At 46.1% G+C, this 13,513-nt stretch carries 9 protein-coding genes; 7 read left to right on the forward strand and 2 right to left on the reverse strand.

Annotated elements, in window-relative coordinates:
• The first annotated feature begins 5 nt into the window (after nt 1-5).
• From ACFQ21_RS16620 to ACFQ21_RS16645, 6 genes are all read left to right on the forward strand, one after another.
• Complete coding sequence (locus ACFQ21_RS16620) at nt 6-1,232, forward strand: PP2C family protein-serine/threonine phosphatase (protein WP_377580405.1); 1,227 nt, start codon at nt 6-8, stop codon at nt 1,230-1,232.
• Nucleotides 1,229-1,882, forward strand: coding sequence for a polysaccharide deacetylase family protein (locus ACFQ21_RS16625; protein WP_377580406.1), 654 nt, complete (start codon nt 1,229-1,231; stop codon nt 1,880-1,882). The genes ACFQ21_RS16620 and ACFQ21_RS16625 overlap by 4 nt, the downstream gene beginning before the upstream one ends.
• Nucleotides 1,879-2,955, forward strand: coding sequence for a glycosyltransferase (locus ACFQ21_RS16630; protein WP_377580407.1), 1,077 nt, complete (start codon nt 1,879-1,881; stop codon nt 2,953-2,955). The genes ACFQ21_RS16625 and ACFQ21_RS16630 overlap by 4 nt, the downstream gene beginning before the upstream one ends.
• Nucleotides 2,952-3,299 carry a diacylglycerol kinase family protein gene (locus ACFQ21_RS16635; protein ID WP_377580408.1) on the forward strand — a complete coding sequence of 116 codons (348 nt, stop codon included), beginning with the start codon at nt 2,952-2,954 and terminating at the stop codon, nt 3,297-3,299. The genes ACFQ21_RS16630 and ACFQ21_RS16635 overlap by 4 nt, the downstream gene beginning before the upstream one ends.
• Before the next feature lie 235 nt (nt 3,300-3,534).
• Nucleotides 3,535-4,335, forward strand: a complete 801-nt coding sequence (locus ACFQ21_RS16640) for a hypothetical protein (protein WP_377580409.1) — start codon at nt 3,535-3,537, stop codon at nt 4,333-4,335.
• A 56-nt stretch (nt 4,336-4,391) separates the two neighbouring features.
• On the forward strand, nt 4,392-5,747 hold the full coding sequence (locus ACFQ21_RS16645; RefSeq protein WP_377580410.1) for a neutral/alkaline non-lysosomal ceramidase N-terminal domain-containing protein: 1,356 nt from the start codon (nt 4,392-4,394) through the stop codon (nt 5,745-5,747).
• Nucleotides 5,748-5,948: 201 nt separating this feature from the next.
• On the opposite strand, the gene ACFQ21_RS16650 is transcribed toward ACFQ21_RS16645, so the two are convergent.
• Nucleotides 5,949-8,648 carry a hypothetical protein gene (locus ACFQ21_RS16650; RefSeq protein ID WP_377580411.1) on the reverse strand — a complete coding sequence of 900 codons (2,700 nt, stop codon included), beginning with the start codon at nt 8,646-8,648 and terminating at the stop codon, nt 5,949-5,951.
• Between the two features lie 180 nt (nt 8,649-8,828).
• On the opposite strand from ACFQ21_RS16650, the gene hrpB reads away from it, so the two are divergent.
• The gene (gene hrpB, locus ACFQ21_RS16655; RefSeq protein WP_377580412.1) at nt 8,829-11,309 is read left to right on the forward strand and encodes an ATP-dependent helicase HrpB; all 2,481 of its coding nucleotides are present in this window, start codon (nt 8,829-8,831) and stop codon (nt 11,307-11,309) included.
• Between the two features lie 249 nt (nt 11,310-11,558).
• Here the strand turns inward: hrpB and ACFQ21_RS16660 are convergent, their stop codons facing one another.
• Nucleotides 11,559-13,511 carry a KUP/HAK/KT family potassium transporter gene (locus ACFQ21_RS16660; RefSeq protein ID WP_377580413.1) on the reverse strand — a complete coding sequence of 651 codons (1,953 nt, stop codon included), beginning with the start codon at nt 13,509-13,511 and terminating at the stop codon, nt 11,559-11,561.
• Nucleotides 13,512-13,513 lie beyond the last annotated feature (2 nt).

The following is a 13,513-nucleotide window of genomic DNA, read 5'->3' on the forward strand; positions in this document are numbered from 1 at the left end:
CATCTATGCAGCAACTGGACGTTAAAAAGCAATTTGAAATAAAAGAACTGGAACTCAATGCTTTGCTTGAGATCACCCAGGCTATTAACAGCAATTTGCCGGAAGAGTCTTTATACAAGATCTATAACTTCACGCTGCGTTCGAATCTCAATATCAAAAAGCTGGCGTTGTTCGTTCTGGACGATGACTGGGCTTGCAAAGCTAACTTTGGTACGAAGCATCATTACAATAAAGTACGATTGCTGCCGGAGTTCAAAACTATTCAGGACATCACGCATCTGAGAGAGTTCGAGGAATGCGAGTTTACTGAATTCGATATCATCATTCCGGTAACACATAAAAGCACAACGCTTGCACTCGTATTTGTTGGCGGGCTGGATAAGTATGATGACAGTTACGAGAATGAAGATGGTATTCGCTTTATACAGGCGTTAAGCAATATCATTATTGTTGCCATTGAAAATAAGAAGCTGGCCCGCAAACAACTCGAGCAGGAGTCACTTCGCAAAGAGTTGGAGATTGCCCGCGATGTACAGCAGTTTCTCTTTCCTGAAAAACTTCCGAATACCGATCGTTTAAAAGTAGAGGCAAGTTACCTGCCGCACGATCGCATCGGTGGAGATTACTACGACTATATACCCATCAATAAAAATCAATTCCTGATCTGCGTTGCTGACGTGAGTGGTAAAGGTATACCCGCTGCGTTGATGATGTCTAACTTTCAGGCATCGTTACGTACACTGGTGCGACAAACGCCTAACCTTACCGATATAGTAGAAGCGTTGAACTACCAGGTACTTGAGAACACGAAAGGGGAGAAGTTCATTACATTCTTTGCCGCTATATATGACGTCCATCTCAAAACGATGGTATATGTAAATTCTGGCCATAATCCTCCTATATTGATAGACCGTGCGCACGGTTTGCGTTTACTGGAAGAGGGTTCAACGGTATTGGGTGCTATGCATCCGCTGCCGTTCCTGAACGAAGGTTTCGTTACCGACCTGGATGACTTTCTGATTTTTTGCTATACCGATGGCTTGACAGAGACTGTCAATGAAAAAGGAAGAGAATTTGGTGTGGAGGCATTGCTGAAATATTTTCAGGAAGACCGCACGTTTACAAAAGATCTGCGTACGATTCACGAAGATATTATTGTTGCGCTCGATGACTTTAAAGGTCGCAACGGTTATCATGATGATATAACGATACTTTCCTGTCGTGTAGGATGATGCTGACACCGCACCGTACACCGTTTTTTCTTCCCATGCTATATCCTTCACTGCTCTGGCGTATTCCTGCGCGGGCAGAAGAACTATATATTACGTTTGATGACGGACCGGTAAATGGGCCAACCGAATTTGTACTGGAATCACTCGCTACATTTTCAGCGAAGGCTACATTTTTTTGTATCGGTGACAACATCCGAAAGCACCCGGATATATTCAGACGCATCGTGAAGCAGGGACATGCTGTAGGGAATCACACCTTCAATCATCTGAACGGGTGGAAGAATGATACCCAACACTATATTCAAAATATACAGCAGTGCAAAGCTGAAATGCAGAAGCAGCTTGGTGTGAACGACACAACTTTTGTTACCGACCTGTTTCGTCCACCGTATGGAAGAATTACCAGGAAACAGATCAAACTACTCGAAGCAGACTATCGGATTGTAATGTGGGATGTTCTTTCGGTAGACTATAATAAACATCTATCCCCCGAAGCTTGCCTTCGTAATACCATTCGCGCTACACGCCCGGGTTCTATCATTGTGTTTCATGATAGTATAAAAGCCGAGAAGAACATGACGTATGTGTTGCCGCGCCTGCTTGATCACTTTACGGAAGAAGGGTATATATTCAAATCCCTGCACGGATGAGGCGGGTGCTCGTTACGCCACTCGACTGGGGCCTCGGGCACGCTACACGGTGTATACCGGTAATCCAGTTATTGCTAAAGTATAACTGCAAAGTATATATAGCCGGCAGTGGCGACTCGCTGCTTTTGCTACAAAAAGAATTTCCGCAGCTTCCTGCTTTCACAATCCCTGCCTATAAACCGGAATATCCTTCGGGTGGCTCTATGGTTTTTAAAATGGCGATGCAGCTTCCCAGGTTTATCCGAGTTATACGCGATGAGCATCTTGCGATTGAAGAGATTGTAGCACGCGAGCAGATTGATATTGTAATATCCGATAACCGCTATGGATGCTGGTCATCGCACGCGAAGAGTATATTTATTACTCATCAAAGTAATATACTCATGCCGGCACGTTTCGGGTGGCTGGCGCCTTTGGTGCGCAATGCAAATCATCGTATGATGCGAAGGTTTTCCGTATGCTGGATTCCCGACAGACCTGGCGATGAAAGTATAGCAGGAGATCTGATTTCGTTCGGTACATTTGATGATACAATAGCACACGCATATATAGGACCGCTCTCGCGATTTATACCTTCCGGAAAGCATACAATGCAGTATGACTTACTTTGTGTTTTTTCAGGGCCAGAGCCACAACGTACCCTGCTGGAGAATATCGTTGTACAGCAGGTGAACCGAACAACGCTGAAGACATTGATTGTGCGCGGCCTTCCCGGAAATATACCCGCTGCAGCACTGGAAACACATGCTACGGTGGTGCCTTTCATGAACAGTGTGGAATTGCAGCGAGCGATAGAAAGTTCAGAATGTATACTTGCACGCAGTGGCTTCAGTACGGTAATGGACCTGACACGATTAGGCGGGCATGTAATTTTTATACCTACTCCGGGACAAACGGAGCAGGAATACCTGGCGCAGCGACTGTTGCAAAAAGATATTGCATACTCCACCACACAAAGTACATTTGATTTACCAACGGCTTTGGAAAAAGCAAAACAGCTAAACGGTTTTACTCCGCTCAGGGAAGATAACCATTTGCTCGAAGAAGCCGTAACAAGCATATTGCAGGCATGAGTGCATTTATACGAAGCTTTGGTTATGCGATACGCGGCATTGTAGCCGCGGTGCGCGAACAACGGAATATCAAGATTCTGTTTGGTATAGCTTTGCTTGTTGTTGTAGCAGGTTTTTATTTTCAAGTGACAAACACGGAGTGGTGTATACTTTTACTTTGTATGGGTGTAGTTACCGCCAGTGAGATGCTAAACTCTGCTATTGAAAACCTCGTTGACCTGGTTACGCGTGAACGCATGCCACTCGCGGGTAAGATAAAAGATATAGCAGCGGGGGCGGTGTTACTATTGTCAACTATGTCGCTTGTTATTGGGGCGATTATCTTTTGGCCCTATATTTTTTAGGCCCGCAGAGCACACAGATTTGCGCCGATAGATTTACTTTCCTTTTGAAGTTCGTGTTAGAAAAACATCTCGCGGTAGGCGTACTGAATGGCTACGGACCCTTGCGTGCATTTATCTGCGATTTCTTTGCGGGCAACCCTTTGTCGGGAAAAAGGACTCCATAAACATGGGGTGACGCACATCCTTTCCAACCAAATTGCCGTTAAGGTTGTCTGAATATAAAAAGAACCTCTATATGAAATTCAAGCATACCCTTACCCGTTGGGCACTGCTGTTGCCTGCAATTCTGCTTTACAATTGTGATTCATCCGATGACGATCCGGTTCGCGAAACCGTTTATACGCCAGTGAAGATGGAAGCCGGTGATACGTCCGTTGAACTTCAATACAACACTGCCGGTGAACTCACGCATTCGGTAACAAAACAACAGGCGTTGAATGGTGTAGTGCTCACCAGTACGCTAGAGTATATCTATAAAGACAATAGAATAGACAGCGCTGCCAGTGATACCGGTTTCCGCGCCTCGTTCAAGTACGAGGGTGATAAAATCGTGCGAGCCGAAGAATATATCGATGCTACATGGGTACAGCGCCACACGTTCGCATACGATGCGAAAGGAAGATTAAAGGAGTCTGTCACGTTGCAGAATATACCGGAGGAAGGTGGAATAACACCGGTGTATAAAAGCACATACCTATATGACGAACATGATAATTTGATTGCGCATGACTATTATTACTATTCGCCCGGTAAGAAGGACTTTGTACTGCTTACGGTGTCGAGAATGAGTGACTACGACACACAGCCAAATGCTGAAGACTTTTTTTCAGCGCATCCGTTTAATCCGCTTGTAAAGTTCAGAAAAAACAATCCAGGGAAGATGGTTGTTTCCAACGCCGCCGGGCTCGGCAAATCAGAGTATACGTTTACCTATACATATAACGCAGGCGGCTACCCGGTAAAGAAAGATGCTTCCGTACTGTTCGATGGCGTGACAACAACTTCAGAGGTCCGGTACTTCTTCACAGAAGAATAACTCCGCCAGCGCAATAACTTCGTTATCATCAACGCAGAATCTGTATCTTGCACCGTATGGTGTTAAAGAAGATTCTGCGTTTTATTTTAATGGCACTCCTCTCGGTTGTTGTACTGCTGCTGGTGTTTGTGGGCATCAGCGTTGTTCCATTGAAGCGCACCCCGGTACAAGAGAAACCTGAGTATACCACCATGATGAACCGATTGGACAGTCTGCATCCAGAGATTGTCCAAAGCACAAAGGGTTTTTCAGTAGGCTTTGCCAAAGAGAGTATAACACCTGCCGCTCCGGCAGCGCTGGCCGGTTATGGAAATCGCCTGGGGAAAGTATATACTTCCATTCTCGATTCAATTTATGTACGCACGCTGGTAATTGACAATGGCGTACAGCGTGTGGCGGTTGTCAGTGCTGATTTGCTTATCATTCCTCCAACCGTTACGGCTTTGCTGGAGAAAGAATTAACCGCTATAGGTTTCTCGATCAACAATACATACCTGGGGGCTATACATACGCATAACAGTATTGGTAACTGGGGCGAAGGTGTAACGGGGGTCATGTATGGCGATTATGAAGATTCCATCGTTCATTTTATAACAGACAGAATCAAACGCAGTATAGTACGTGCTTCGGAAAATATACTACCCGCATCCATTCGAAAAGGATCTATACCGGTGCCCAATGCAGTGCGCAACCGACTGATTAAAACCGGTGGTATAGATTCATTGCTTCGTGTGATCGAAGTACAACGTAGCGACAGCTCGAAACTGTTGCTCATGAGCTATACCGCACATGCCACTTGTTTATTCTCACGCGATCTCGAATTGTCGCGCGACTATCCCGGGGAGTTGGTAGATGATATGGAAGCATCCGGGTACCGTTTTGCCATGTTTATGGCAGGAGCCGTGGGGAGTCATAAAAGTAATCCGCCCGAGTATGGTAAACCTTGCATTGACTGGATGGCAGATGAAATAAAATCAAAATATACCGCGCGACACAATATACTTCAGCCGGTAAAGGATTCAACCTTATTCATGTTACGTGTACCGCTGGAACTTCCGGATGCTGAAGCCAAGATCGCGAAAGACTGGCAGCTTCGTCCCTGGTTATTCAAGGCTGCTTTCGGTGAGTACCAAACCTATCTCACCGCGCTTCGTATAGGCGACATCATCATGATCGGTACGCCCTGCGATTACTCCGGAGAACTGACACCACCCCTCGATTCACTTGCTGCCCAAAAAGGTGTCAGCGTCATGGTAACTAGTTTCAACGGAGGATATATAGGTTACATCACCGCAGATCAATACTACGACCGCGATCACTACGAAACCCGCCTCATGAACTGGTATGGCCCCGGCAACGGAGACTATATGACGGAGTGCCTGGAGAAAATCGTTGAGATTTTCACGGAGTGAGAATGTGTTGAGGTGTTGGTGTGTTGAAGTGTTGATGTAGGTTGTGTGCTATGGTGAACATTCATCTTCCGGTACACCGACACGTTGCCCTAAAGAACATAGGCAGTACCAACGTACCCACCCAAACACGTTTAACCTCAACACGTCAACACATCAACACAAGAAACTGAACCTCTCATCTCCAGGTACCAACCTGGTTACCTAAGAGAATTGCTCGTTCCATGCTTTCGCTGCTCTCGCAAACCCATAGCGTACTCCTACATTCTCGAGGGTAATGTCATTGATGTCGGTTTCGACTGTGTATTGAAGAGCGGAGAAGTCTTTGGAGTATACATCGTAGCAGCACCACCAGGTATTGTCCTGTGTGTTGTGTACGATGCGCATGGTGGTGGCGTTTCGGAAATCATATAGACCAATCTGGCGACCTGCCTGGTCTTCCATCTCGAATGTCTCAAAGAATACCTGCTCGACTGTTTCACCGTGAATAACCAGCGAGTCGAATTTTACGGATTCATTTTTTTGAAGCTGCTCACTGGAAAATATAGCATTGAAGATTTCGGGGAGCTGTTGCGGAAGATCTGTATATAGACCGATAGCCGATACATCGACTGTACTTTTGTCGGCAACGAAGTATTCATATAGCTTCCCGCGATCGAGGTGACTGTTAACTCGTTTCTCACCCGGATCATAGCTATATAGCTCGTTCAGCAATACATGACGTATCGGGTGCGTAAGCGGAACCGGATGATCATGAAGTGTTTCTATACTTCCATCTTCTTCCGCAAACTGCATAATAGTTTTTATACAATGCGTATGTACGAGGAATCCGTTCGAAATCTTGCGGATATACATTTCAAAATCATCGGCAAAGACAAGGCTAACGTCTACTTCGTTGCAATGAAGCGATCCGTGATTGTAAAATCCATAGAGTAATTCACCCTGGATGCGATTGAAGTAGAATGCCGTTCCCGCCAGGTATATATTCTTGGCCAGTAGTGTTCCCTTTACAATCACGTAAGGAGAGAAGTCTGTATCGAAGCTCCAGAAGTAGGTATTTAGGTTGAGATCTTTCAGGAAGATAAAACCTGCAATCTGCCAGTCTTCTTCACCATCATTACTTAACTCGAATGCATCCATGGTTACATCGTCTTCAGCGAGCAGAAAGTATGTTTTATCATTGGAGTGTCCGTAGCCTATATCTTCCAGTAAAGTATAGGCAGGGTCTGACGTACCCGGTGTGAGTATATCTTTTACAAGTTCATCGGCTTGCCTGATTGTAATTACCCTGAACCTGCATCCGTTTAGTGTAAAATATTTATCGGTGAGGTCTTCCTGCTGCGCAAGTTCTTCGTAATACGATTCGGCATTGCCATCATCAAATTTACTCCCGAGAATGGAGCCGAGAACGTCTTCCGGATTTACAAATCTTTCGTTGTCATCGTAGATGTTCTTTTCGAATGTTTTCCAATACCGCAGCGCTTTCTCCAAATGGTCAACTTCATATACTTCGAGGTATCGGCTGCTGAAGTACGGTGATTCTCCGGAGTGGTTGTGTGGTTTGTATCGTACGCGCACATAGGGAGTTGTTGAGCTATCATCCGTTACCACATCAAACTGGTAGCCTTGCATATCGAAGTTATCCTGAACCGTTGGCAGCAGCGGAAATGTTTTGCTGCTTCGTTGTGCCATCAATTGTATGCGGTCGTAGTAGTCTGTGTTAACCCGAAATGCATAATGAAAATTACCCTGCCAGTAACCGTTGCGATCGGCATCATTGTAATCGTTATACTTATCGGTGATGAGTGGCAGTGAAAGTATATTTTGTGTTTTCTCTACCGTGACGGTTTCCTCGACAGCCTGATTTATTTTTTTGATGTCTGCTTTTTTGAGACTTTCGATGTACTCTACGCGTTTCAAAAGCGCAGGCCAATAGTGATTCGCGAGATTTTGATAAACCACCGGAGCATTGGCATCCAGGGGGAACCATTTACTCTCCTCTGCCGGATCATCGCTATAGATGATGGAAACGCTATCTTCCTGAAGCTTGATGAAGACGGAGTAAACGTTATCCTGCAGTAAATATATACTGTTACCACGCTGCTGTCCCAGCATATCATAAGGACGCGTAATCGTAGCTTTTACATCATCGATATATAGTATCAGTTCATATTTATCCTCTGGTATAAGTTTGGTAGCCATCAGTCGGTTGATGTTGGCGGCATTGGCTTCGTAGTTGCCAAACACTGAAGGGACAGCTACTACCGGTTTTTGTTTCTTCAGAAGCGATTTACCTTTTTGCAGAAGCTTATACATACCAGTGCGCAGGAGTATCAGCGAATCGTCATCTTCATCGTATTCGAAACAGTCCGCGTGTAATATAGGTGCCACAATTTCATGGGTAATGTCTTGCCAGTTGCCGTCTTCGTCCCAATTGGAAATGTGTTTGTCCCACTGCGATTTGCCGGTGATGTTTACGTGATATTCATCCGTTTCTATAAATACATTTGCCCTTGCGTGGCCGTGTACGGTGAGGTCGCCATGGTTATAGTGTCCCCAAAACAGTTCGCGTATTTCAAGATTTCCGCTCACATATATTTCCTGTCCACCAACGATGAGGCTACCGGCAGAAAGATCTCCGGTTACAATAATGCTGCACGATCCGTCAGTCTCTTCGTTAAACGCATATTGCCTGATGTTCAGGTTTCCTTCTACAAAAACAACAACTATATTTTCATTGTTAAAAGGTGCATCGAGGGTGAGGGCATCCACATCAACGCTACTGCTGGCGTAAGCTGCAAAACTTCCGTCAAGATTGTCGGCTTTCCAGTGTGTACGCATCAGGCTATCGTTGGGAAGTTTGTCAAAAATCTGGCTAAGCGGTACAATCGAGAATGGCTTCATATATAGTATAAGTTCGGCTTAAAATAAAGTAATTTATCTGAGAGTTCGTTTGTAGGATGTGTAGAATATATCGGTAGATTTTTGATAACATTCTTATTCGTAATATTGTGTGTTCTGTGATGTGAACATGACGAAGCTGTTATTACTTCATGAATTACTTTCAGCACGGAACACGAATGCATGCCAACTCCGAGTTATCCTATATTGGAAATCATACCGGCTCTCCGGAATCACCTGGAGAACCGGAATATTGTTATTCTTCAGGCTCCGCCCGGTGCCGGTAAATCTACCGTGTTGCCATTGGAGTTGATGGAAGAAACGTGGCTGAGCGGAAAGAAAATTATTATGCTGGAGCCCAGGCGACTTGCTGCTAAATCGGTAGCGCAGCGTATGGCTGGTATACTGGAAGAAGATATAGGGCAGCGCGTTGGTTATCGCGTGCGATTTGAAAGTCGTGTAGGAAAACAAACGCGCATTGAAGTTGTTACCGAAGGTATACTTACCCGAATGCTTCAAACGGACAACAGCCTGGAAGAAGCCGGGCTTGTGATCTTTGATGAATTTCACGAGCGAAGTTTGCATGCCGATCTAGCGTTGGCGTTGTGTCTGCAGGCGCAGCAGTTATTGCGTGATGATCTTCGTATACTCATCATGTCCGCTACGCTGGATGGTGAGCAATTGTCATCACTGTTGAAAGCACCGATTGTTACATCGCAGGGGAAACAATTTCCGGTAACGATAAAATACCTGGGAGATGATACCTATACACCGGTAACAACGCGCGTAGTAAAAGCCGTACAGAAAGCATTGCGCGAAGAAGACGGTGATATACTGGTGTTTCTTCCGGGAGCAGGGGAGATTGTGCGTGTACTCACGCAGTTGGAAACAGAAGGTATAGATGCCAGTCTGCATCCGCTATACGGTGATCTCCCGTTTCAAAAACAACAGGAAGCTATACTGCCACATCCGTACGGTAAGCGAAAAATAGTAATTGCTACATCCATCGCGGAGACATCGCTTACCATTGAAGGTGTACGCGTGGTGGTTGATTGTGGACTGTCGCGTGTCCCTAAATTTGATCCGCGCAGCGGCCTTACACGATTGGACACCGTGCGTGTTACGAAAGATGCTGCCGATCAACGAGCAGGTCGTGCCGGACGATTGGCTGCCGGTATAGGGTACCGGTTGTGGAGTGAATCGGTGCAGGTTACATTAACCGCGAATCGTACACCCGAAATCGTAGAAGCAGACCTCGCACCACTCATGCTTGAGTTAAGTCAGTGGGGTGTAAAAGATCCGCGCGAGCTTACGTGGGTTACGCCACCACCGGCTGGTACAGCGAACCAGGCCAGGGAATTATTACAGCAACTGGAAGCCATCAGCCAGGGTGTAATTACCGCGCGTGGTAAGGAAATGCTAAAACTCCCTACACATCCGCGTATAGCCCACCTGTTGTTAGAGGCGTCTGATAAAGTATCCGCTTCACTGGCAACAGACATAGCGGCTATACTGGAAGAGCGTGATCCGCTGGCAAAAGAGTCGGGCGCAGATTTAGCATTGCGTGTAGAAGCGTTGCGTAAGTGGCGTAAAGGCGAAAAACATTTTGCTGATCGAAGTGTACTCGAACGAATTGAGCGACTCGCTTCCAACTGGCGAAGAATACTGAAGGTTGATATCGACAATACAATACCGCAGGATACGGAAGTGGGACGTTTATTGGTAGCGGCATATCCTGAACGTATAGCACAGCAACAAGGTAAACACAGCGAACGGTATAAACTTGCCAATGGACGCGTAGTAAAATTACAGGAGCATGATCCGCTGATGCGCGAGTCGTGGTTATGCGCTGCACAGCTTGATGCCGGCAGCGCTGAAGGAAAAATATTTCTCGCGGCGGCACTTCAAACAGCAGACCTGGTAAAGCTGGCACGTGAACAGGAAGCAATCCGTTGGGACGATGAACGAAATATAGTGATCGGTATAACAGAGAAGCGCGTGGGGAATCTTGTACTGGAAAATAGACCACTCGCAGCTATACCCGAAGATAAACGGATTGATGTGCTGTGTAGTATGATTCAATCCAAAGGTTTTAAATATATAGGTTGGACAGACGCGCAGTATGAATGGCAGGCACGCGTGATGAGTATAAAACAATGGCGCCAGGAAGAAGCGTGGCCCGATGTACGCGAAGAAAAGTTACTGGAAACAGTAGCCGTATGGCTGGCTCCGTTCCTGACAACCATCCACAAACTCAGCGAGCTTCAGCGGCTGGACTGGCATGCTATACTTCCATCATTACTTCCGTGGGAGTTAGGCAGTAAACTGGATACACTTGCCCCGGTACGATTAAAAGTACCAAGTGGCTCTATGATACAACTCAATTACTTTGACGATGCACGCTCACCGGTAATGGAAGTACGCTTACAGGAAATGTTTGGTTTATCCGAAACACCCGTTATAAACGAAGGTCGAACCAAAGTATTACTGCATTTACTATCACCCGGCTATAAACCCGTACAGGTAACACAAGATCTGAGAAGCTTCTGGCAAACCACCTATCACGAAGTACGCAAAGAGCTACGCATGCGTTATCCGAAGCATCATTGGCCGGAAGATCCGTGGACAGCGGAGGCCGTGCGAGGAGCGAGGAGGCGAGCGTAGCTCGGGGTGTTGATGTGCTGGTGTGTTAAGGTGTTGAGGTTGGCGGAGTGCTACGCACAGTTGTTATATTATATATGTAACACGTGGGATGGAGTATATAAAAGTATATACGAAAAAAGTGTTGATGTTATGGATTAAACAAACGCGCAAAGCGCTCCATCAACATCAACACTTCAACACATGAACACCCCAACACAAAAACACCCAAACACGTACCCACCTAAACACGTAAGCACGTGCCTACGTGCATCAGTCTTCGCGTTCGCGCTTGATCTTCACCCGCGCCTGTGGTCCTACCTGGATCGGTACTTTCTCTACCTCGAGGTTGGCGGCTTCTATACCGTATAGTTCTTCCGTGCTGAGACTATATTCTTTGAGTAATCTATAGCCTTGTATGATGAGACGGTCGAAGGAAGATATCTCGCTGTCGGAGGAAGCCCATGAATGTAAGATGATGAATTTGAAATCGGCCATCATGCTATACTTGTGCAGCGAAGGGTAGGAGCTGGTAAGATCGATCTCACCGGCATCGGCCATCTCGTGAATGATTTTATTGAACAGCAGATTTACCCGGTGGTTGGTCTTGAATCCGAGTTTGATCCGTACGAAGAAGCATCGCTTGGGAATGATCGTGTCCACTACATATTTACTGGTAAACGGACTGTCCACTGTATCTACGTGAACAAACCAGAATACATCGGCTCGCTTCGGTCTTTTCTTGAAGATCGAGTATATAATGTTTGAATCTATATAGCGCTTGCTGTCGGCCATGGCGAGGTATACCAGGTTGCTCGCTTCTTTGGGCACGGTTGTATCCGCCTGCAGATCCTGAATCATACCAACATAATGTTTCAGATCGACAAACTCGGTATGGCGTTCGCGCAGCCAGCGGGCATGCAGCAATACATACATCATTACGAAGAACAATACCGCGATGAGGAATGTAAACCATCCGCCATGTTGAAACTTATCGAGGTTCGATACAAGGAACATTCCCTCGAGCGAAAAGAAAAGTATGGCCAGTCCTGAAGAACGGAACTTCGATTTCTTGGCAGTCATGAAATAGAATACCAGCAGCGAAGTCGTCATGAGCATGTTGATCATGATGGCCAATCCGTAGGCACCTTCCATGGCAGCAGACTCCCTGAACATTAATACTACGGCTATACATCCGGCCAGTAATATCCAGTTGATAGCCGGTATATATATCTGTCCTTTTACCGTGCTTGGGTAACGTACACGGGTAGAAGGCCAGAGTTTCAGTTTCATCGCTTCGTTCACCAGTGTAAATGTACCGGAGATCAACGCCTGGCTGGCAATGATCGCAGCCATGGTGGCAATGATGATACCGAAGATGAGGAATCCTTCCGGGATGATGGCATAGAATGGAATTTTATCTCCGAGCGTTGTGCCCTGGTGATCGAGCAGCCAGGCACCCTGTCCGAAGTAATTACAGAGCAACGCTATCTTTACATAGGCCCAGCCTACACGTATATTTTCTTTTCCGCAGTGTCCTAAATCAGAATATAGTGCTTCCGCCCCGGTAGTACAGAGGAATACAGCACCCAGTAACCAGAATCCCTTCGGGTACTCGGCAATCAGGTGATACGCATAGTATGGATTGAGCGCGCGGAATATCTGCGGGTGATCGTAGAACTGCAGGATACCAAATATAGCGATGGTAAGAAACCAGATGGTCATGATAGGACCGAAGGTTTTACCGACTACGCTGGTACCAAACTGCTGGAATACAAACAGTGCAATCATGATGGCAATCACGATGGATACCGTTGGTATTTCCGGGTTGAGTATACGCAACCCTTCTATAGCAGACGACACACTGATGGCCGGGGTAATAAAGCCATCGGCAATGAGGGTACAGCAACCGATCACAGCCGGAAAAATTACCCAGGCAGCTTTATACCTTCTTACGAGTGCGTATAAAGCGAAAATTCCACCTTCACCTTTGTTATCCGCGTTGAGTGCGAGGTATACATACTTGAGCGTGGTGATGAGTGTGAGTGTCCAGAAAACGCAGGAGAGTCCTCCCAGAATCAGGTCTTCGTTTATAGTTTGCGTACCAACGATTGCCTTGAATACATATAACGGAGAGGTACCTATATCTCCGTATATAATTCCCAGTGAAACGAGAACGCCCCCAACGGATAAAGGTGTAAGATGTTTATTTGCCGAATCAGCCATAT

It is taken from the genome of Ohtaekwangia kribbensis, from assembly GCF_042676245.1.
In the GTDB taxonomy this organism is placed as follows: Bacteria; Bacteroidota; Bacteroidia; order Cytophagales; family Cyclobacteriaceae; genus Ohtaekwangia; species Ohtaekwangia kribbensis.